This is a genomic window from Oleiagrimonas sp. C23AA, assembly GCF_011759385.1.
Lineage (GTDB): Bacteria > Pseudomonadota > Gammaproteobacteria > Xanthomonadales > Rhodanobacteraceae > Oleiagrimonas.
Window position 1 is genome coordinate 457,828 of the sequence record NZ_JAARLY010000002.1, and the last position, 19,817, is coordinate 477,644.

Annotated in this window: 16 protein-coding genes; 11 read left to right on the plus strand and 5 right to left on the minus strand. The window is 65.6% G+C overall.

Translation table 11 applies throughout. The features are described 5' to 3' along the window. Positions 1-16: 16 nt before the first annotated feature. Positions 17-2,146, minus strand: a complete 2,130-nt coding sequence (locus HBF24_RS05005) for a glycosyltransferase (RefSeq protein ID WP_167169832.1) — start codon at positions 2,144-2,146, stop codon at positions 17-19. Between the two features lie 269 nt (positions 2,147-2,415). On the opposite strand from HBF24_RS05005, the gene mrcB reads away from it, so the two are divergent. Together mrcB and HBF24_RS05015 are read left to right on the plus strand one after the other, a co-directional pair. Continuing rightward, a complete protein-coding gene (mrcB, locus tag HBF24_RS05010) occupies positions 2,416-4,602 on the plus strand; it encodes a penicillin-binding protein 1B (protein WP_167170095.1) in 2,187 nt (728 codons plus the stop codon). A gap of 24 nt (positions 4,603-4,626) precedes the next feature. Beyond that, positions 4,627-5,154, plus strand: a complete 528-nt coding sequence (locus HBF24_RS05015) for a tetratricopeptide repeat protein (RefSeq protein ID WP_167169834.1) — start codon at positions 4,627-4,629, stop codon at positions 5,152-5,154. A 58-nt stretch (positions 5,155-5,212) separates the two neighbouring features. On the opposite strand, the gene HBF24_RS05020 is transcribed toward HBF24_RS05015, so the two are convergent. Next, positions 5,213-5,800 (minus strand): TMEM175 family protein, encoded by a 588-nt coding sequence (locus tag HBF24_RS05020; protein ID WP_167169836.1) that lies wholly within the window; start codon positions 5,798-5,800, stop codon positions 5,213-5,215. A gap of 172 nt (positions 5,801-5,972) precedes the next feature. Further along, positions 5,973-6,674, minus strand: coding sequence for an aspartate/glutamate racemase family protein (locus tag HBF24_RS05025; RefSeq protein ID WP_167169838.1), 702 nt, complete (start codon positions 6,672-6,674; stop codon positions 5,973-5,975). Positions 6,675-6,762: 88 nt separating this feature from the next. On the opposite strand from HBF24_RS05025, the gene HBF24_RS05030 reads away from it, so the two are divergent. Continuing rightward, positions 6,763-8,730 carry an ATP-dependent DNA helicase gene (locus tag HBF24_RS05030; RefSeq protein ID WP_167169840.1) on the plus strand — a complete coding sequence of 656 codons (1,968 nt, stop codon included), beginning with the start codon at positions 6,763-6,765 and terminating at the stop codon, positions 8,728-8,730. A 39-nt stretch (positions 8,731-8,769) separates the two neighbouring features. Next, entirely contained in the window at positions 8,770-10,179 is a 1,410-nt protein-coding gene (locus tag HBF24_RS05035) for a mannose-1-phosphate guanylyltransferase/mannose-6-phosphate isomerase (RefSeq protein WP_167169842.1), read from the plus strand. A gap of 72 nt (positions 10,180-10,251) precedes the next feature. Here HBF24_RS05035 and HBF24_RS05040 read toward each other — a convergent pair whose 3' ends face one another. Both HBF24_RS05040 and HBF24_RS05045 read right to left on the minus strand, forming a co-directional pair. Further along, positions 10,252-11,571: an ammonium transporter gene (locus HBF24_RS05040; protein WP_167169844.1), complete on the minus strand. Its 1,320-nt coding sequence runs from the start codon at positions 11,569-11,571 to the stop codon at positions 10,252-10,254. Between the two features lie 28 nt (positions 11,572-11,599). Next, on the minus strand, positions 11,600-11,938 hold the full coding sequence (locus HBF24_RS05045) for a P-II family nitrogen regulator (RefSeq protein ID WP_167169846.1): 339 nt from the start codon (positions 11,936-11,938) through the stop codon (positions 11,600-11,602). Between the two features lie 282 nt (positions 11,939-12,220). On the opposite strand from HBF24_RS05045, the gene HBF24_RS05050 reads away from it, so the two are divergent. The 7 genes from HBF24_RS05050 to HBF24_RS05080 all read left to right on the plus strand — a co-directional run bounded on the left by HBF24_RS05050 (position 12,221) and on the right by HBF24_RS05080 (position 19,800). Continuing rightward, positions 12,221-12,673, plus strand: a complete 453-nt coding sequence (locus tag HBF24_RS05050; RefSeq protein WP_167169848.1) for an SUF system Fe-S cluster assembly regulator — start codon at positions 12,221-12,223, stop codon at positions 12,671-12,673. Beyond that, positions 12,670-14,139, plus strand: coding sequence for a Fe-S cluster assembly protein SufB (gene sufB, locus HBF24_RS05055; RefSeq protein WP_167169850.1), 1,470 nt, complete (start codon positions 12,670-12,672; stop codon positions 14,137-14,139). Before HBF24_RS05050 ends, sufB begins: the two co-directional genes overlap by 4 nt. Positions 14,140-14,143: 4 nt before the next feature. After that, entirely contained in the window at positions 14,144-14,494 is a 351-nt protein-coding gene (locus HBF24_RS05060; RefSeq protein WP_167169852.1) for a DUF3147 family protein, read from the plus strand. A gap of 50 nt (positions 14,495-14,544) precedes the next feature. Beyond that, a complete protein-coding gene (gene sufC, locus HBF24_RS05065) occupies positions 14,545-15,315 on the plus strand; it encodes a Fe-S cluster assembly ATPase SufC (protein WP_167169855.1) in 771 nt (256 codons plus the stop codon). Next, positions 15,312-16,640 carry a Fe-S cluster assembly protein SufD gene (gene sufD / locus HBF24_RS05070; protein WP_343162716.1) on the plus strand — a complete coding sequence of 443 codons (1,329 nt, stop codon included), beginning with the start codon at positions 15,312-15,314 and terminating at the stop codon, positions 16,638-16,640. Before sufC ends, sufD begins: the two co-directional genes overlap by 4 nt. Positions 16,641-16,696: 56 nt before the next feature. Beyond that, complete coding sequence (locus HBF24_RS05075) at positions 16,697-17,941, plus strand: cysteine desulfurase (protein ID WP_167169858.1); 1,245 nt, start codon at positions 16,697-16,699, stop codon at positions 17,939-17,941. A 71-nt stretch (positions 17,942-18,012) separates the two neighbouring features. Then, a complete protein-coding gene (locus HBF24_RS05080; RefSeq protein WP_167169861.1) occupies positions 18,013-19,800 on the plus strand; it encodes an amidase in 1,788 nt (595 codons plus the stop codon). Positions 19,801-19,817 lie beyond the last annotated feature (17 nt).

Here is a 19,817-nt window from a genome sequence, read left to right on the forward strand (position 1 = left end):
ACGATCGGTAGGGAACTCAGCCGGCTGAGGCGGGCGTTGCGTCGGCAATGGCCGGGTCGTGCAGCGCTTCGGCCAGCGTGGCCGCCGCCGCCGCTTCGGAGAAATGCGCCTGGATATTGGTCAGGCCACCCTCGGACAGGCGCTGCCACAAGGCGGCATCTTCATGCACGCGAACGATCGCCTCGGCCAGCGCGTCGGCATCGTCGGCCAGACATACGTCTTGCCCATCGATCAGCCCCATGCCTTCGGCAGCCATCGTGGTGGCCACGACCGGCAGCCCGTGGCTCATCGCGGTGTTGATCTTGCCTTTGACGCCGGCACCGAAACGCAGTGGTGCCACCGACAGTCGACAGGTGTCCAGCAGCGGGCGCAGGTCGTCGACGCGACCGTGCGCGATGACGTCATCGGCGGCCAGCGCCTTTCGGCGCGCCTCGGGCATGTCGCCGACCAGGTGCAGCACAATGCCGGCCTGGCGCCTGCGCAGCGCCGGCATCACCGCGGCCACCAGCCAGTCGATGGCATCGGTATTGGGCGGGTGCGCGTAGCCACCAATGAACAGCACGCCGGCGCGCGGCGCAAAATCCGGGCCGCGGCCTTGCACGCGATGGATGTTGGAAAGGCGCAGTACCTTGGCTTGCGGGCAGGCGTCGGCCAATAGCTGTTGTTCGTAGGCGCTGACCACAAAGCTGACATCGGCCTGTGCCAGCAGGCTCAGCTCACGCTGGCGTGAGCGTTCGGCCTGGCGTGCGAGCGCTTTCTGGCCGCTCAGTTCGGCGGCGCGGCCCTCGCGCAGAAAGTGCAGATCGACGGTATCGAACAGCACGCGGGCCTTCGGCGCGCGGCGGCGCAGCAGGTCGATGTACTGTGCGGCTACCGGTGCGCGGCACAGCATGGCCGCGCTTAGCGTGTCGCCATGGCGGGCCAGCCAGGCCGGCACGTTCTCGGCGCCGGCCGCGCCGACCACTTCCACACCGAGCGCGCCGAGCGCTGCCACGTGCCGGGCGTCCGCGTGGCCGTCGGCCGGCGCAAACGCCAAGCGCCAGCCGGCGCGCGCAAGCAGCTGGAAAATGGCCATCAGGCGCAGCGAGCCCGAATCACGGCGTGCGTCGGGCGTGGCTGCGTCGATCACCAGCAGATGTCGCGGTTCCAGCACGCTGTCGCGCTGCGCAAATGGTGTGTTGGGGGCCGGTTGTGTGGCCAGTTCGCGCGTCCACTTCTGCACGTAGCGAGCCTGGTTGGTGGCCTGGTAGCGCTTCATGCCCTGACCCAGATCGGTGCCGGCGCTGATGCCTTCGCAATGCACAATGCGGCTGGCGGGCACGTACAGCACCTTGCGCCCTTGCGCGCGCGCGGCGGTGCAAAGGTCGGCGTCCTCGTAGTAGGCCGGGGCGTAGCGTGCATCGAAGCCGCCCAGCGCCAGAAACTGCTCGCGCGCGATCATCAGCGCCGCCCCGGAGACGTAATCGACCGGACGCAGAAAGGCAAAACGCGGATCATGGCGCGATTCGAAGCGCCCGTAGTTCCACGCCGAGCCATCGCTGGCGATATAGGCGCCAGCTTCCTGCAGGCGGCCATCGGGATAGATCAGCTGGCTGCCGGCGATGGCCGCTTGCCGGTGCTGCTGCAGGGCCTCGTGCAGGGCATCCAGCCAACCTGGCAGAACCTGGGTGTCGTTATTGAGAAACAGCAGGTACTTGCCGTGGGCTTCCTGGGCGCCGCGGTTGCAGCTGCCGACGAAGCCGAGGTTCTGCGTGTTTCGCAGCAGGCGAAGACCGGGGATGTTCGCCAGCACGTCGGCGCTGTCGTCGGGCGAGGCATCGTCGACGATGATCACCTCGAACGGCAGCCCGGCGCCGTGACGGGCGATCGAGCGCAGGCAGGCCAGCGTGTAGGCAAGCTTGCCGTGCACGGGAATGATCACCGACACCGCCGGATGCTCGCTGCTGGGCAAGTGCCCGGGCACGGTGGGCGACGCGTCAGCCGGTTCGATATCCAGCGCCGTATCCAGCGCCGGGCGCGGCCGGAACTCCTGCGTGATGCGTGTGACGGTGGCCTTGAGGCCGCGCTGCTTGACGCTGCCGCCGGTGCGCTCGATCAGGTAGCGCAGGCGTTTCAGTCGTAGTGTCAGCGTGTCTGCCAGATTCATGCCCTAAATTTGCCCGTCCATTGCAATGCCGATGCTCGATAACCGGCCATTCTAGGCAAAAACGTGGGCGCGCCACCCATCGCGGTGCTGAACGGGACGCCTGTCAACGACTGGCGCTGCACGTCGCGCTCACGTATCAATAGCCCTTTCGTGTTCAGTGTGCGGATGATCTTTTGACCGTGTTTAACCGTTTGCGCAGCGTGACCGCCCGCGCGTGGCCTTGGCTGCGTATCCCATTCTGGCTGGGTTTGGGCCTGCTGGTGGGCTTCATGGTGCCCTATACGCTGGTGCTCAATGCCCGCGTGCAGGAGCGTTTCAACGATCTGGTGTTCTCCGTGCCCACGCGTGTGTATGCGCGGCCGCTGCCGGTGGCCCAGGGCGAGCCGATGAAACCCGACGCGCTGAAGCTGGAACTGACCTTCGCCGGTTACAGTCAGAACCCGCAGGCGCGCGTGCCGGGCACCTGGACCCATCACGGCGACACCTACATCATCGCCTCGCGTGGCTATGCCGGCCCGGAAGGCGGCGAGCTGCCGCGGCGCATCCAGGTGCAGCTGGGGCGCGGCCAGGTCGAGTCGGTCACCGACCTGACCAGCCACAAGTCGCTCAAGGCCGCGCATCTGGACCCGGCGCGCATTGCCACGCTTTACGGCGCGCGCCAGGAAGAGCGCCGCATCGTCGCCTTGAAGGACGTGCCGCCGTTGCTGGTGACCGGCCTGCAGGCGGTGGAAGATCGCGACTTCAAGAGCAACTTCGGCATCGATGTGTCGGCGATCTTGCGCGCGGCCTGGGCCAACATGATGGCCGGCCACGTCGTGCAGGGCGGCTCGACGCTGACCCAGCAGCTGGTGCGCAACCTGTTTCTGGACCGCAACCAGAATCTGGTGCGCAAGGTCAACGAGGCGCTGCTGTCGATCCTGATCGATGCGCACTACAGCAAGGGTCGCATCCTGCAGGCCTATGTGAACGAGGTGTTCCTGGGCCAGCAGGGCAACCAGGCCGTGCACGGCTTTGCCGCCGCCAGCGAATTCTACTTCGGGCGCCGGCTGGAAGAGTTGCGTCCGCAGGAAATCGCCCTGTTGGTGGGGCTGGTGCGTGGACCCAGCTATTACGATCCGCGCCGTTATCCCAAGCGGGCGCTGTCACGCCGCAATCTGGTGCTGCGCGAGTTTCACAAGACTGGGCTGATTTCGCAGCCGGTCATGCAACAGGCTCTCGCCTCGCCGCTGGATGTGACCCGCAATCCGCAGTTGCCGCACAACCGTTTTCCGGCCTTCATGGATCTGGTGCGACGGCAGATCACCTCTGATTTTGATGAGGCCTCCCTGCGAGCCGGTGGTCTGTCGGTCTACACCACGCTGGATCCGGCCGCGCAGCTTTACACAGAGCAGGCGGTCAAGCAGACCCTGGCGAGCATGGGCAAGGCTGGCAAGCCGATGCAGGCCGCCGCGGTGGTGACCGATGCCCACGATGGCAGCGTACTGGCCGTGGTCGGCGGGCGCCATCCGGGTCAGCCGGGTTTCAACCGCGCCCTGGATGCGCGCCGCCCGATCGGCTCGACGATCAAGCCGTTCGTGTACCTGGTGGCGCTCAGCCAGCCGGCCAAGTGGTCACTGGCCAGCTTGCTGGACGATTCGCCGATCAGCCTGCGCCAGCCCAACGGCAAACTGTGGCAGCCGCAGAACGATGACCACATCAGCCACGGTGAAGTGCCGGTGATGTACGCGCTGGAAAAATCGTTGAACCTGGCCAGTGTGCGTCTGGGGTTGGCGGTGGGGCTCAAGCGCATCCAGGGGTTCCTGGAGTCGTTTGGACTCAAGAACGTCAATCCCAATCCCTCGCTGCTGCTGGGGGCCATCGACCTGGCACCGATGCAGGTGGCGCAGCTGTACCAGTATTTCGCCGCCGACGGTCATGCGCTGCCGCTGGTGGCGGTGCGCGGCGTGGTCAACAGCAAGGGCCAGACCATCAAGCGCTATGGCGTGAAAACCGGCAAGTCGCAGTATCAGCAGGCGGCTTCGCTGGTGACCTACGCCATGCAGCACGTGACCACCGTCGGCACCGCGCACTCGATTGGCGATTCGGGCCTGGCCTGGCTGCATGCGGCCGGCAAGACCGGTACCAGCGACGATCAGCGAGACAGCTGGTTTGCCGGTTTCACCGGCAGCCATCTGGCCGTGGTCTGGGTCGGCCGCGATGACAACAAGCCGACGCATCTCTGGGGCTCCAGCGGCGCGTTGAAGGTGTGGGAGTCGCTGTTCAAGCACCTGCCGACGCGTCCGCTGGATCTGGACACGCACGGTTTGCAGTACGCCTGGATCAATCCCAAGACCGGGCATCGCACGCAGCAGGCCTGCGAGGGTGCGGTACAGTTGCCGTTCGTGGCCGGTTACGTGCCGCAGGACGAGGACGGCTGCTTCTGGCAGCGCGTGCGTGGCATGTTCGGCGGTCAGTAAGGCGGCGCAGGTAATGATGAGATCATGCGATTGAAAGTGACCCGACTGCTGTTGCCGAGCGCCGCCGTGCTGATGCTGGCGGCCTGCGCGCCGACCCCGACCCAGGTCAAGCGCAAGGGGCCGCCACCACCCACGCATGCGCAGATGATGGCAGCCATTCGCCATGCCGGCAAAACCGATCACTCGGCGGTGCAGGTCCGCCCGGTGCGCGATCCGGCGGCGCAGGCCTATCTGGATCAGGCCCATGCCGCCAATGACGCCGGCAAGTACCAACAGGCGGCCGATGCACTTGATCATGCGTTGAAGATCACGCCCAAGGCACCGGATCTGCTGCAGGATCGTGCCGAGCTGGCGCTGGAGCTGGGCAACTACGCCCGGGCCGAGTCGTTGGCACAGCAGTCCTACGCGCTGGGCCCCAAGCTGGGCCCGTTGTGCGCGCGCAACTGGCAGACCATTCTTGAAATGCGCAAGCTGGCCGGTGACACCGCCGGCATGGCCAAGGCAAGCAAACATGTGGGCCAGTGCCGCAAGAAGGGCGTGGTACGCATGTAGGCGGTGTGCCTACGCGACCGTGAGAGGTCCGGTACGATGGTAGGCGTTGGCCGGTGGTTCAGGGGGCGGCATCGCGGCGCAGTACGCGCTCGATGCGGCGGTCAGGCACTAGCCACATCAGCGCGACGCCGACGTAAAGCGTCCCCGCAATCCACGGGTTGACGAACGCGCAGGGGATCGCCACCAGGTAGCACAGTGGCGAGATCATGCCCTTGAGATCGCGCCCAAGTGCGCGGGCCAGCACTGACTGGTTACCCTGCAGTCTCACGATGGTCCGTTGCAATATCCAGTAGGCGACCGCCGCCATCAGTAGTGGCACGCCATACAGTGCTGTAGGAGCCGCCGCGAAGTGATTTTCGCCCATCCAGGCGGTGGCGAAAGGGAACAGCGACAGCCAGAACAGCAGGTGCAGGTTGGCCCACAGGACCGGTCCGCTCACCTGCTGCGTGGCCTGAAGCATGTGGTGATGGTTGTTCCAGTAGATCCCGACGTAGACGAAGCTCAGGATATAGCTCAGGAACACTGGTAGCACCGGTCGCAGTGCGTCCAGCGTGTCACCGTGAGGAACCTTCAGCTCCAGCACCATGATGGTGATGATGATGGCCAGTACGCCATCGCTGAACGCTTCCATCCGTCCGGTACGCATCGCCTCGCTTCTCCGTGTCGTTTTCGCGCTCACGCGCCGTTCTTCGCGCAGCCTGTTTAGACCAGGTCCATTGGCTCCTGCCCAGCATTGGCCCGGCGTTACAGCGGGCCATGATCTTGCCATGCACTTTCATCGGAGACGCCGGCGCCGATGCCGGGCGCATCGTAGCCGATCAGGTGTCACCGGCATCGAGCATGAAATCGATACCCGCCCGTGCGTGCAGCGCCAGGGTGTCGAACAGCGGCAGGGAGGTATCGTCGGGACCGATCAGCAGCGGGATTTCGGTACAGGCCAGGGCCATGCCCTGCGTGCCCTCAGCGCGCAGGGCATCCATCAGCGTGAGGTAGCGCTGGCGGGTGGCATCGGTGAAGCGGTTCTGGCCCAGCTCCTCCATGATCGTGCGGTGCACGAACTCGCGCCCGTAAGCGTCCGGCGTGCGCACGCTGATGCCCTGCGCGCCCAGCACCTCGCCGAAGAACGGCAGTTCCATGGTCGCGCGGGTGCCCAGCAGCCCTACGCAGTTCATGCCCCGCCTGGCAATGGACTGCGCAGTGATTTCGGCGATGTGCAGCAACGGTACGTCCAGCGCTTCGCGCAGCGCGTCGGCGGCCACGTGCGTGGTATTGCTGCATAGCATCAGACCCTCGGCACCTGCGGCCACCAGCCGCCGCCCGGCGTCGACCAGGCGTGCGGTGAGCGAGTCCCAGTCGCCGCTGTCGATACAGGCGCGCACTTCGGCGAAATTGAACGAGTACATCAGCAACGGTGCACTGTTCGAGCCGCCCAGCTTCGCATGCACGCCTTCGTTGAGACGGCGGTAGTAGTCGGCTGTGGACACCCATGTGGTGCCGCCAATCAGTCCAAGTGTCCTCATATGCTCCAATGTATCGACGTGCGCATTCGCGCGCCAGCGGATGCGCCGGAGGTTCCGCTGCCGCCGACGCTCGGCGATACTGGTCTTCATGATCGATGAAGACGAGATCGCCGCGCTGCTGGGCACAGATGGACCTTTCGCCCGTGAAGTGCCCAACTTCGCCCCGCGCCAGGCGCAGCAGACCATGGCCTGTGCGGTGGCGCGCGCCATCGAGGACGGCCAGACACTGATTGCCGAGGCCGGCACCGGTACCGGCAAGACCTTTGCCTATCTGGTGCCGGCCCTGATGTCCGGACGCCGGGTGATTGTTTCCACCGGCACCAAGACGCTGCAGGATCAACTGTATTTCCGCGATCTGCCACGCGTGCGCAACGTGCTCGATGCGCGCCTTCGCATCGGCCTGCTGAAAGGGCGCGCCAACTACCTTTGCCTGTATCGACTGGATCAGACCGTGCGCGAAGGACGCCTGGCCAGTCGTGAGGAGGCGGCGCAGCTGGCCAACGTGCGCGACTGGTCGGCGCGCACCCGGCGTGGCGATCGCATGGAATTATCCAGCGTGCCGGAAGACTCGCCGCTGTGGCCGCGCGTGACTTCCACCGCCGAGAATTGCCTGGGCAGCGAGTGCCCGTTCTTTGACGACTGTCATGTAGTCAAGGCCCGGCGCGACGCGCAGGAGGCCGATGTGCTGGTGGTCAATCATCACCTGTTGTTTGCCGATCTGGCCTTGAAACAGGAGGGCTTTGGCGAAATCCTGCCCGGCGCACAGGCCTTCATCCTGGACGAGGCGCACCAGCTGCCGGAGTTGGCTGGCATGTTCTTCTCGCAATCGGTCAGTGCGCGCCAGCTCAACGAACTGGCCAAGGATGCGCTGGCCGAAGCCGGCACGGTGACCGGCGGCACCAGCGTGGTGCTGGAGCCGGTCGAAGCGCTGCAGCAGGCGGTGCGTGCGCTGCGCCTGTCCATGCAGGGCTTGCCCGCGCGTGGTGCGTTGGGTGAGTTGCTGGCACGCGAGATGGCCGCCGAGGCACTGCGTGAACTTCGCGACACGCTGGATGGGCTGGGTGATGCGCTGGCCTCGCAGGCCGAGCGTTCGCGTGGTCTGGGCAACGTTCACGAGCGTGCCGAGCACCTGGCCGGACGCTTGTTGCATATCGACGAGCGCGAGGTCGACAGCGAAGTGCGCTGGTATGAAACCACACCGCGTGGCTTTTCCCTGCATGCCACGCCGCTGGATTTGGCTACGCCCATGCAGCAGCTGCGCGAAGCCACGCATGGCGCCTGGATTCATACCTCGGCCACCTTGTCGGTGGCGGGCGATTTTGGTCACTTTGCGCGTCAGCTGGGTATCGACGCGGCGCAGGAGCTGCGCGTGGAAAGCCCGTTCGATTACGCGCGCCAGGCCTTGTGTTACCTGCCGGCGGGGCTGCCGGCGCCGTCGGCGCGCGATTACACCGATCGCGTCATCGAGGCGGTGTTGCCGGTGCTGGAGGCCTCGCGCGGGCGCGCATTTTTGCTGTTCACCTCGCATCGAGCGCTGCGTCTTGCTGCCGAGCGACTGCAGGACAAGGTGCCCTGGCCGCTGTTCGTGCAAGGCACGGCGCCGCGGCATCAGCTGCTGGAGGATTTTCGCCAGTCAGGCGATGGCGTGTTGCTGGGCGCGGCCAGCTTCTGGGAGGGCGTCGACGTGGCCGGCGAGGCACTGTCGCTGGTGGTGATCGACAAATTGCCGTTTGCCTCACCGGATGATCCACTGCTGCAGGCGCGCCTGGAGGCCATGGAGCAGGCTGGAGAAAACCCGTTCATGGCCTGGCAGGTGCCCAGCGCGGTGATCGCGCTCAAGCAGGGCGCGGGCCGCCTGATTCGCGATGTGCATGATCGCGGCGTGCTGATGCTGTGCGATCCGCGCCTGACCACGCGCGGTTACGGACGCCTGTTCCTCAACAGCCTGCCACCGATGCCACGCAGCCGGGCCTTGGCCGACGTGCAGGCGTTCTTTGCCGAGGATCAGGTCGATGCCGGGGCGGCGGCAGGCGTCGCTGCCAGCCGGTCGACGTAGCATTCTCGCGACCGTGTGGCTGTGGCAAAATACGCCGCTATGGATATTCAACCTGTCATTTTGTCCGGCGGCTCCGGAACCCGCCTCTGGCCGCTTTCGCGCGAAGGTCACCCCAAGCAATTTCTGGCCTTGACCGGCGAGCACTCGATGTTGCAGGCGACCTGGCTTCGCGTGGCGCCGCTGGTCGATGGTGGCGCGCCGATCGTGGTGTCCAACGAGGCGCACCGCTTCATGGTCGCCGAGCAACTGCTGGAAGTGGGCTGCACGCCCTCTTCGCTGATTCTGGAGCCGGTCGGTCGCAACACCGCGCCGGCCATTGCCGTGGCCGCGCTGCAGGCGCAGGCCGACGGCCGTGACCCGTTGCTGCTGGTGCTGCCGTCCGATCACGTGATTGGCGATGAAGCCGGTTTTCGCGAGGCCGTGAGCGAGGCGGCCACGGCGGCTGGCGACGGCGCATTGGTCACCTTCGGCATCGTGCCGACGGCGCCGGAAACCGGGTACGGCTACATCCGCGCCGAGGCCGGCCAAGGCGTGCGCGCCGTACAGGCCTTCGTCGAGAAGCCCGATTCGGCGACTGCGGAAAGCTACGTGGCATCCGGCGATTACTACTGGAACTCGGGCATGTTCCTGTTCCGCGCCTCGCGTTACATCGAGGAGCTGGAACGTCACCATCCGGACATGCTGGACGCCTGTCGCCAGGCATTGGCCAGCGGCAGCCGTGATGCCGACTTCCTGCGCCTGGACCGCAAGGCCTTCGAGGCCTGTCCATCTGACTCCATCGACTACGCGGTGATGGAAAAGACCGACGCCGCGCGGGTGCTGCCGATCAATGTCGGTTGGAACGATGTCGGTTCCTGGTCGGCGCTGTGGGACGTGGCCGAGCACGATGGAGGCGGCAATGCCCATCGCGGTGACGTGCTGGCCATCGATTGCACCAACAGCTACGCCTGGACCGAGCGCCGCCTGGTGGCGATGATCGGGCTGGAAGACGTGGTGGTGGTCGACACCGACGATGCGTTGCTGGTGGCCAGAAAGGATCAGGTGCAGAAGGTCAAGGACGTGGTCGGTTCGCTCAAGGGCAGCCAGCGTGCCGAGGCCGTGTTGCATCGCAAGGTTTACCGCCCCTGGGGCGCGTACGACTCCATCGACATGGCCGAGCGCTTTCAGGTCAAGCGCATCACCGTGAAACCCGGCGCCACGCTCAGCCTGCAGATGCACCATCATCGCGCCGAGCACTGGATCGTGGTCAGCGGGACGGCCAAGGTCACGCGCGGCGAGGAGTGCTTCATCCTCAGCGAGAACCAGTCCACCTTCATCCCGCTGGGCGTCAAGCATCGGCTGGAGAATCCCGGCAAGGTGCCGCTGGAGCTGATCGAGGTGCAGTCGGGCAGTTACCTGGGCGAAGATGACATCGTGCGCTTCGAGGATATCTACGGGCGCTCCAGCTGAGCCCGGCACCCGTCAACAACAGAAAGGGCGCACCCCGCAGGGCGCGCCCTTTTTCGTGCCGATGAGAGGCCCCTACAGGTTGTAGGCGCGCTCGTCGTGCAGCGCCAGGTCCAGGCCCTGGGCTTCCTGCTCCTCGTCCACGCGCAGGCCAACGGTCCAGCCCAGCACCTTCAGGATCACGTAGGTCAATACACCACTGTAGACCACGGTGAACGCCACGCCCTTGGTCTGGATCCACAGCTGGCCGAACAAGCTGGTGACATCACCAAAGCCACCCAGTGTGGCTGAGGCCAGCGGGCCGGTAAGCAGGGCGCCGACGATGCCGGCCATGGCGTGCACGCCGAAGACGTCCAGCGAGTCGTCATAGCCCAGCTTGTGCTTGAGCGTGGTCGCGCAGAAAAAGCAGATCACGCCAGCCAGCAGGCCCAGTACCAGCGCACCACCGGGGCCGGCGGTGCCAGCGGCCGGCGTTACCGCGACCAGACCGGCCACAGCGCCCGAAGCAATGCCCAGCACGCTGGGCCGGCCATGCCTGATCCACTCGATCACCATCCAGCCCAATGCGGCGGCGGCGGTGGCTATCTGTGTGACCAGCATGGCCATGCCGGCCGAGCCGTTGGCGGCCACCGCCGAGCCAGCGTTGAAGCCGAACCAGCCCAGCCACAGCATGCTGGCGCCAACCAGGGTATAGCCCAGGTTGTGTGGTGCCATCGAGGCATTGGGGTAGCCCTTGCGCTTGCCGATCACCAGGCAGGCGATCAGGCCGGCGATACCGGCGTTGATGTGCACCACGGTGCCGCCGGCAAAGTCGAGCACGCCCCAGCCGCCCAGCAGCGAGCCGGCACCACCCCACACCATGTGCGCCATCGGCGCATAGACGAAGGTGAACCACAGTCCGGTGAACCACAGCAGCGCGGTGAATTTCATGCGCTCGGCAAAGGCGCCGACGATGAGCGCCGGGGTGATGATGGCGAAGGTCATCTGGAACATCACGAACACGCTCTCAGGCACGGTGCCGGAGAGGGTCGAGGGCGTCATACCGGCCAGCATGGCCTGGCCCAGGCCGCCGACAATCGAGTGCCAGTTGACTACGCCGGCCTGCATGCCAGTGGTGTTGAAGGCCAGGCTGTAGCCGTAGATCACCCACAGCACGCTGACCAGCGCGGTGATGGCAAAGCACTGCATCAGCACCGACAGCAGGTTCTTGGCACGAACCATGCCGCCGTAGAACAGCGCCAGGCCGGGAATGGTCATCATCAGCACCAGCGCGCAGGAGGTCAGCATCCAGGCAGTGTCACCGCTGTCCAGCGTGGCTGGTGCCGCGCAGGCGGGCAGGGCGGCCAGGGCCAGTCCCATGGCGGTGCCGGTTCGGAAAAGATGGCGAAACGTCATCGTTGGCAATCCTCGTCTGCTGGCGCGCTCAGAGCGCATCGCTGCCGGTTTCGTAGGTGCGGATGCGCACCACTTGCTCCAGATCGGAGACGAAAATCTTGCCGTCGCCCACCTTGCCGGTACGCGCGGCCTCGGTCACCGCCTCGACAGCGCGTTCGAGCTGGTCATCTTCCAGCGCCACCTCGATCTTCAGCTTGGGCAGGAAATCGACCACGTATTCGGCGCCGCGATACAGCTCGGTGTGGCCCTTCTGGCGGCCGAAGCCTTTTACCTCGGTTACGGTCAGGCCCTGCACACCGATGTCGGCCAGCGCCTCGCGCACATCGTCCAACTTGAACGGCTTGATGATGGCGGTCATCCACTTCATCGCACTCTCCCCTCATGGAATGGTGGTGGTCACGGCGTCACAGCCGCGCGGTCGAATAGCGGTGGTGCAGAAGCTGTGCCACGCCTCTTGGGTATGACTCAATCGTTTTTATTCATGTGTTTACGCTGTGAAGCATATGGACGAAAATTTAGTTTGCACGGCTGTGGTGCAATTTTGATTGCTGCGTTGCACCAGGCTGGAAGGTGGGTCTGTGGTGAAGAATTGACCGCGGCCAAGCTAATCCGTACCATTTTGGTACGTTTTAGAACGGCTCTTCGTCCCATGCTTCGCGTCAGCCGCTTGACCGACTACGCCACGGTGGTGATGACCTGTCTCGCCGCCCGACCTGACGACGTGCTCAGCACGGCGCAGATCGCCGAGGACGCCCGTCTGGAATGGCCCACCGTCAGCAAATTGCTGAAGTCGCTGGCGCATGCCGGCCTGGTGGAGTCGTTCCGCGGCGTCAATGGCGGCTATCGGCTCGCGCGCGCGGCCGAATCGATCAATCTGGCGCAGATTGTCGAGGCGATGGAAGGGCCGATCGGGATGACCGAGTGCAGTGTCAGCGCCGGCCAGTGCGAGCGCGAGTCGCATTGTTCGGTGCGTGGCAGCTGGCAGCACGTCAGCTCGGCTCTGGATGGTGCCCTGCGTGGCGTCACCCTGGACCAGTTGTCGCCGCCGGCCCAGCGCACCGGGTCATCCAACCTTGGAACTTTGACGGAATCCACGCCATGAGCAGCGAACGCAGCGACATCTCAGCCACGCTTCGCGACAACGCCGAGGTTGCCGAGGCGCTGTCGCGCCGCTACGGCGCCGGCTTCATCACCGATATCGAGACCGACAGCCTGCCGCCGGGCCTCAACGAGGACATCATCCGCGCGCTGTCGGCGCTCAAGCACGAGCCTGAGTGGATGACCGAGTGGCGCCTGGACGCCTACCGGCACTGGCTGACCATGCCGATGCCGCACTGGGCCAAGCTGAAGATTGCGCCGATCGACTTCCAGGCCATCAGCTACTACGCGGCGCCGAAGAACCGGCCCAAGTCGCTGGACGAGGTCGACCCCAAGCTGCTGGAAACCTACGACAAGCTGGGCGTGCCGCTGCACGAGCGCGCCAAGCTGGCCGGCGTGGCAGTGGACGCGGTGTTCGATTCGGTCTCGGTGGGCACCACCTTCCGCAAGGAACTGGCCGAGGCCGGGGTGATCTTCTGCTCGATGAGCGAAGCCATCGCCGAGCATCCGGAACTGGTGCGCCAGTACCTGGGTTCGGTGGTGCCGACCGGCGACAACTACTTCGCCGCGCTCAATTCGGCAGTGTTCTCCGATGGCTCGTTCGTGTTCATTCCCAAGGGTGTGCGTTGCCCGATGGAGCTGTCCACGTATTTCCGCATCAACGCCGGTCATACCGGCCAGTTCGAGCGCACGCTGATCATTGCTGAGGACGAGGCCTACGTCTCGTACCTGGAAGGCTGTACCGCGCCGATGCGTGATGAAAACCAGCTGCATGCGGCGGTGGTCGAGCTGGTCGCGCTGGAAAAAGCGCAGATCAAATACTCCACCGTGCAGAACTGGTATCCGGGCGACGAGCAGGGCCGCGGCGGTATCTACAACTTCGTGACCAAGCGTGGCGACTGCCGTGGTGACGACTCGAAGATCTCCTGGACCCAGGTCGAGACCGGTTCGGCGGTAACCTGGAAGTACCCCAGCTGCGTGCTGCGCGGCGAGCGCTCGGTGGGCGAGTTCTACTCGGTGGCGCTGACCAACAACATGCAGCAGGCCGATACCGGCACCAAGATGATCCACCTCGGCAAGCACACCAAGTCGAAGATCATCTCCAAGGGCATTTCGGCCGGCCGCAGCTCCAACGCCTATCGCGGCCTGGTGAAGGTGGAGAAGGGTGCCGAGAACGCGCGCAACTACACCCAGTGCGACAGCCTGCTAATTGGCAAGCGCTGCGGCGCGCACACCTATCCGTACATGGAAGTGAAGAACCCCAGCGCGCAGGTCGAGCATGAGGCCACCACCTCGAAGATTTCCGATGAGCAGATGTTCTATTGCCGTTCGCGCGGCATCGGCGAGGAAGATGCGGTGTCGATGATCGTCGACGGCTTCTGCAAGCAGGTGTTCAAGGAGCTGCCGATGGAGTTTGCGGTCGAGGCCAAGAAGCTGCTTGAGGTATCACTGGAAGGCGCGGTGGGTTAAGCCGATGCTCTACCTGGCCACCAAGTACGCCATCACCGCAGCTGTAGTGGTCGCCGTTTCCGAGATCGCCAAGCGCAGCGGGCGGCTGGGGGCGCTGATAGGCGCCCTGCCGCTGGTGGCGGTGCTGGCGCTGCTCTGGATGCGCGTCGAGCGTGAGGATGCCGCCAAGATCGGCAGCTACGCCTGGTACACGTTTTGGTATGTGATCCCGACGCTGCCGATGTTCCTGGTGTTTCCGTCGCTGTTGCAGCGTTTCGGCTTCACCGTGGCGATGCTGGCCTTTTGTGTTGGCACCGTGCTGATTTTCCTGGCTTTTGCCCTGGTGCTCCGCCGTTTCGGCATCCAGTTGCTGTGAAGGGCGCCGCCAGTTTTTTTGAATCCCCATTTCCCATGCCAGATATGACCATGCTGACCATCGAAAACCTCCATGCCCGCGTCGAGGGCAAGGACATTCTCAAGGGCCTTTCGCTGACCATCGGTCCGGGCGAAGTGCACGCCATCATGGGGCCCAACGGTGCCGGCAAGTCCACGCTGGGCAATGTGCTGTGCGGCCGTGACGGCTACGAGGTCACCGAAGGCTCGGTGCTGTTCGAAGGCAAGAACCTGCTCGAGCTGGAGCCGGAAGAGCGCGCCGCTGCCGGCGTGTTCCTGGCCTTCCAGTATCCGGTGGAAATTCCCGGCGTGAACAACACCTACTTCCTGCGTGCCGCGCTCAATGCCCAGCGCAAGGCGCGTGGCGAGGCCGAGCTGGATTCGATGCAGTTCCTGAAGATGGTGCGCGAAAAGCTCAAGGTGATGCAGATCTCCGATGATTTGCTGCATCGTGCCGTCAACGAAGGTTTTTCCGGCGGCGAGAAAAAGCGCAATGAGATTTTCCAGATGGCGCTGCTGGAGCCGAAGCTGGCGATACTGGACGAGACCGACTCGGGCCTGGATATCGATGCGCTCAAGCAGGTGGCGCAGGGCGTCAACTCGCAGCGCGACCCGGCGCGTTCGTTCCTGGTGATCACCCATTACCAGCGTCTGCTCGACTACATCGAGCCGGATTTCGTGCACGTGCTGGCCGATGGGCGCATCGTCGAAAGCGGCGACAAGACGCTGGCGCACAAGTTGGAAGCACAAGGCTACGCCTGGCTTGCCGAGCACGGCGAGCCGGCCGGCGCAGGAGCGGCATGATGGCCACGCCGTTCGTCGAGGCCATGGCCGAAGGCGCCGCCCAGGCGCTGCCAAGCCTGCCCGGTGCCCAACTGACCTGGCTGGATGCGGCGCGGCGCGAGCAACTGCAGGCGTTTCTGTCCGAGGGCCTGCCCGGTCCGCGCAGTGAGGCTTTCAAATACACCTCGCTGCGTGCGCTGGAACGCCGCGCGTTCGCGCCGATCGACGCCGATGCCGGCGAGCATGCCGTGGACGCGCAAGCGCTGGCCTTGCCGGGCGTCGAAGGCCCGCGGCTGGTGTTCGTCAATGGTGCGTTTCGTGCCGATCTTTCGCAGCTTGATGGTCTTCCCGAAGGCGTCACGTTGGAGCCGCTGTCGCAGGCGCTGGCCGGCGATGCCGAGCCGTTGCGCTTTTTCCTGACCCGCCACTGGCAGGCGCCGGGCGATGCCTTTGCGCGCCTGAACGCGGCGCTGGCCTCCGATGGCGTGGTGTTGCGCGTGGCCGCCGGCACGCAGGTTGCTGCACCGGTGCACGTGGTGCACATGGGTACCACGGCAGCGAGCGACGTGGCCTGGCATGGCCGCCACATCATCGAGCTGGGCGAGGGCGCCCGTCTGTCGCTGATCGAGCAGCATGCCGCCGGCGAGGCGCACAGCCATTTCGCCACCCAGGTCACCGACGCGGTGTTGCGTGAAGGCGCCCAGCTGGACTGGCTGATGGTGCAGGAAGCGGCCAGCGGCGCGACGCTACTGCGGCGCACCGGCCTGCGTCTGGATGCGCGTTCGCGCGTCACGCTGCATGCGCTGGAGCTGGGCGGCGGATTGGTGCGCCACGAACTGGGCGCAGACCTGGTCGGTGACGGCGCACAGCTGGAAACGCGCGGGGTGTTCATACCGCGCGCGCGTCAGCATCAGGAGACGCGCCTGGATATTCGCCATCAGGCAAAAAGCACGGCCAGCGACGCGCTGTGGCGCGGCGTGGCCGACCAGCGCGGCCGCGGCGTGTTTCATGGCGCCATTACCGTTGATGAAGGCGCCGATGGCACCGATGCCGCGCTCAGCAACAAGAACCTGCTGCTGTCGCCACATGCGGAAATCGACACCCAGCCGGTGCTGGAAATCTACGCCGACGAGGTCACCGCGGCGCACGGCGCCACGGTTGGCCAGCTCGACGAGCGTTCGCTGTTCTACCTGCGCTCGCGTGGCATTGGGTACACGCAGGCGCGCTCGCTACTTACGTTGGCGTTCTGCCGCGCCGCGCTCGATAGCGTGGCCAACGAGGCGCTTCGCGAGCATTTGAATGGCCGTCTGGTGGCGCAGCTGCCGATCGACGCCGACGCCCGCTGAGTTCGCCACTGCCGGCCGCCCGACCACCGTTCGATTGACCTTTGCCCGGACCCTTGATGACCGCCCCGACTTCCCGCGTCCAGCCCATTGATCCGGCCACCGTGCGTGGCGATTTTCCGGTGCTTGCCCGCCAGGTGCACGGCAAACCGCTGACGTATCTGGACAGTGCCAACACCGGGCAGACGCCGAACGCGGTGATCGAGGCGGTGGACAGCTATTACCGCCAGTTCAACGCCAACGTGGCGCGTGCGGTGCATCAACTGGGCGACGAGGCCACCACCGCCTACGAAGGCGCGCGCGACAAGCTGGCGGCCTTCATCGGCGCCAATACCCGCGAGGAGCTGGTGTTCACCTCCGGTACCACGCAGGCAATCAATCTGGTGGCCTACAGCTATGCGCTGCCGCACCTGAAGCCGGGCGATGCGATTCTCGTCACGCAGATGGAGCATCACGCCAATATCGTGCCGTGGCAGCTGGTCTGCGAGCGCACCGGCGCGACGCTGAAGGTGGCGCCGATCACCGAGTCGGGCGAGCTGATCGTCGACGAGTTCGTCAAGGCGCTGACGCCCGAGGTGAAACTGGCGGCGTTCACGCATGTGTCCAATGTGCTGGGCACGGTCAACCCGGTGCGCGAGCTGGCCAAGGCCTGCCGTCAGCGCGGCATCGCCAGTCTGATCGATGGCTCGCAGGCGGCGCCGCATCTGCCGCTGGATGTCAAAGCCATCGGCTGCGACTTCTACGCCATCACCGGGCACAAGATGGCCGGGCCGACCGGCACCGGTGTGCTGTGGGCGCGCCGCGAGCATCTGGATGCCATGCCGCCGTTCTTTGGTGGCGGCGAGATGATCCGCGAAGTCAGCTTCGAAGGCACCACATTTGCCGATCCGCCGCACAAGTTCGAAGCCGGCACGCCGAATATTTCCGGCTTTGTGGGCTTGGGCGCGGCGGTCGATTACCTGACCGGCCTTGGCATGGAGCGCATCGCGGCGACCGAGCAGGAGCTGCTGGCCTATGCCACGGAAAAGCTTTCGGCGGTGCCGGGCCTGCGTATCTTCGGCACCGCACCGCACAAGGCGGCGGTGATCTCGTTCCTGATCGAGGGCGCGCATGCGCACGATCTGGCGACCATGCTCGATTTGCAGGGTGTGGCGGTGCGCTCGGGCCATCACTGCGCGCATCCGCTGATGCAGTTCTATGGCGTGCCGGCCACGGTGCGTGCCTCGCTGGCGTTCTACAACACGCCTGAGGAAGTGGACCGCTTCATCGAGGCGCTGGCCACGGTGCGCAAGCTGCTGATGTAAGCGCCGCCTCAGCCTGCGGCGGCAGCATGGGCATGCAGTATGCTCAGGTCACCGTTCGCAGGGGGAAAGGCATGAAGACACGTCGCCAGTTTCTGGCCCAGGTGCCATTGGGGTTGCTGGGTGCGGCCGCCGCTACGCGATTGCAGGCGCAGGATACGTCCGTGCCCGGCGCCGCGCCGGCCTTCAATACGTCCAAAGGTGCTGGCCCCAACGTCACCGCCGACACCTTCGCGCAGGCCGAAAAGCTGGTTCGGGCGCCGATGTCGGCCGTGCAGCGCGAGATGGCCGCATCCAACTGGGGCACCTCGATGGCCGGTCTGATGGAGCGGCGCACCGGACCGAACCGTGTCGCGCTGGAAGCTGATCTTGCCCCGGCGTGCGTATGGGACCCTCGACTGCCAGGGCATCGGGTGGGGCCGGCGCACGATCATTTCGCGCCGGCCAAGCCGGCGCCAGTGCCGCTGCCCGCCAACGATGCCGATATCGCCTACGCCAGCGTGGCGCAGCAGGGGCAGTGGATTGCCCGGCGCCAGCTCACCTCCGAGCGCCTGACGCGCATCTACATCGCTCGCATCAAGCACTTCGACCCCAAGCTACGCTGCGTGATCACGCTGCTGGAAGGTCACGCCCTGGCGCAGGCCAAACAGGCTGATCGCGAGATCGCCGCCGGGCATTATCGTGGCCCGCTGCATGGCATTCCGTGGGGTGCCAAGGATCTGCTCGACACCGCAGGCATTCGCACCACCTATGGCGCCGAGCCGTTCCGCGATCGCGTACCGGACGCCGATGCGGCCGTGGTCAAGCGCCTCAACGAGGCCGGTGCGGTGCTGCTGGCCAAACTCAGCATGGGCGCGCTGGCGCTCAACGACATCTGGTTTGGCGGCCAGACCATGAATCCCTGGCTGCCGCAGGAGGGCTCCGGCGGCTCCAGCGCGGGGCCTGCCTCGGCCACGGCGGCAGGGCTGGTGGCGTTTGCCATCGGCAGCGAGACCCAGGGCAGCATCATCGACCCGGCGATGCGCTGTGGCGTGACTGGCTTGCGCCCCAGTTTCGGGCGCGTGCCGCGCACCGGCGCCATGACGCTGTGCTGGACCATGGACAAGCTCGGTCCGCTGACGCGCTCAGTGGAAGACACCATGCTGGTGCTGCATGCGATCACCGGCCCGGATGCCGGCGATGTCTACAGCGTACCCAGTCATCTGGACTATGACGCCGCCGCCAGCGTCGAGGGGCTCACCGTCGGTTACTTCCCGGACTGGATGCACGAGGCCCCGGCCACCGACGTCGATCGCGCCGCGCTCGATCAGCTCAAAGCGCTGGGGCTGCGAGCGCAGAAGGTGTCCTTGCCGGACTGGCCCTACGATTCGCTCAACCTGCTGCTGTTCGCCGAGGCGGCCGCTGCTTTCGAGGAGTTGACCTTGAGCGGCAAGGTGGACCAGTTGAGTGTGCAGACGCCCGACGCGTGGCCCAACCTGTTTCGTGAATCGCGCTTCCTGTCGGCGGTCGATTACGTGCAGGCCGACCGGCTGCGGCGCAAGGTGGCCCAGGCCATGGCCGCGCTGATGGGGAAAGTGGATCTTTTGCTGGTGCCATCCTTGCGCGACGAGATGCTGGTGATCGGCAACATGACCGGCCAGCCCTCACTGACCCTGCGCACCGGTTTCGTCGAAGTCTCGCAGGCGCGCAGCGACTGGGCGCCCGATTTGGCCCATCCCTTGCCGCGTTTTTCGCCGCCGCGGCGGGTGCCTTACGGCGTCACGCTGATCGGTCGCCAGTTCGAGGAAGGCACGCTGGCGCAGGTGGGGCGCGCGTTGGAGCTCAAGCTGGATGTGGCCAAGGCGCGCCCACCCGGTTTCTAGCGCGAAGCGTGGATGGC